Here is a 1,141-nt window from a genome sequence, read left to right as displayed (position 1 = left end):
TGCGTGGAGAACGGACGCGCGCATGTCTCGCGCTGCGGGCACCTCGGAGCGCCGCCGACGCTGCGGCTCACCCTGCCCGTCCCGCGCGGCGCGTGGCGACTCTCGGTGCTGGTGCATCATGTCCGCGCGGACGCGCCCGGTCCGGACGCCCGGCCGAGCGAGGCGATCCTCGTCCGCGCGCCCGGGGGTGCGGCGCCCGGCATGCACGAGGACTCGACCGGGCACATGCACTTCGGCGGCAACTCGACCGGCGGGACGCTGGAACTCCTCATCCGTGCGGTCGACGTCGCCCTGACCGTCACGTCCGTCGAGTGCGACGGGGCTCCGCTCCTCGGCGGGAAGGATCCGGCGCTGCCCGTCGTGCCGGCTTCCGGCCGGCACCTCTGCTGAGGGGCGCCGCGCGCCTCAGCCGCCCGTGACGGTCCGCTCCCAGAACGCGGGCGGCCGCACCCCGAGGAGCCTGAGGTACACGAAGCCCTGCGCGCGGTGATGCACCTCGTTGTCGACGAGGTAGAGCGCCGCCGAAAGGTGCGGCAGGACCGGCACGGCGAGCCACAGACGCTGGGGCGGCACGCGCGCCCACTGCTCGCGCAGCGCGTCCGTGGCGTCGTCCCAGGCGCGCAGCAGGGCCTCCTTCGTCGTGACCTCCGACAGGTCGCTCAGCACGGGCTTCCACTCGCCCTCCACGAGGAAGCGCAGGGTGGGCTCCATCATCCCGACGACCTCCAGCATCATCGCGCCGAAGGGCCGCATGGTTCCTTCGGGCGAGAAGGTGAACAGGTGCTCCTGGGGGAAGACCTCGATGGTGCGCCGCGTGAGGTCACGGTGCCCCTGCCAGTGGGTGAGGAAGTCGGACGCGGTCAGGACGGGCGCCTCGGTCGTGGGGGTGGTCATGGTGATCCTCCTGAACCCAGCGTACGCCCGGTTCCCGACAGGACGTGTCGCCCTCTCGTGGCACACTGAGGCATGTACGACCCGTCGATGCGCGTCCTCACGGTCCTCGAACTGCTCCAGGCCCGCGAGGAGGTCACGGGCGCCGAGCTCGCGCGCGTGCTGGAGGTCAGCCCGCGCACCGTGCAGCGCTACGTGCTGCGCCTGCGCGACCTCGGCCTGCCTGTCACGTCCACGCGCGGGCCGGGCG

At 72.9% G+C, this 1,141-nt stretch carries 3 protein-coding genes; 2 read left to right on the top strand and 1 reads right to left on the bottom strand.

The features are described from left to right. Window positions 1-390 (top strand): hypothetical protein (locus DEIPI_RS39245; RefSeq protein WP_027481411.1); only part of this gene is annotated, 390 nt, incomplete at its 5' end. A gap of 15 nt (window positions 391-405) precedes the next feature. On the opposite strand, the gene DEIPI_RS0107865 is transcribed toward DEIPI_RS39245, so the two are convergent. Next, on the bottom strand, window positions 406-894 hold the full coding sequence (locus tag DEIPI_RS0107865) for a DinB family protein (protein WP_045233897.1): 489 nt from the start codon (window positions 892-894) through the stop codon (window positions 406-408). 72 nt (window positions 895-966) lie between these two features. Here DEIPI_RS0107865 and DEIPI_RS29520 point away from each other — a divergent pair. Further along, window positions 967-1,141 (top strand): helix-turn-helix domain-containing protein (locus DEIPI_RS29520; protein ID WP_045233896.1); only part of this gene is annotated, 175 nt, incomplete at its 3' end.

The sequence above is a fragment of the Deinococcus pimensis DSM 21231 genome (assembly GCF_000519345.1).
GTDB classification, from domain to species: Bacteria; Deinococcota; Deinococci; order Deinococcales; family Deinococcaceae; genus Deinococcus_A; species Deinococcus_A pimensis.
The sequence above is the reverse complement of the archived record's forward strand: the minus strand, read 5'-3'. Positions and strand labels throughout refer to the sequence as shown.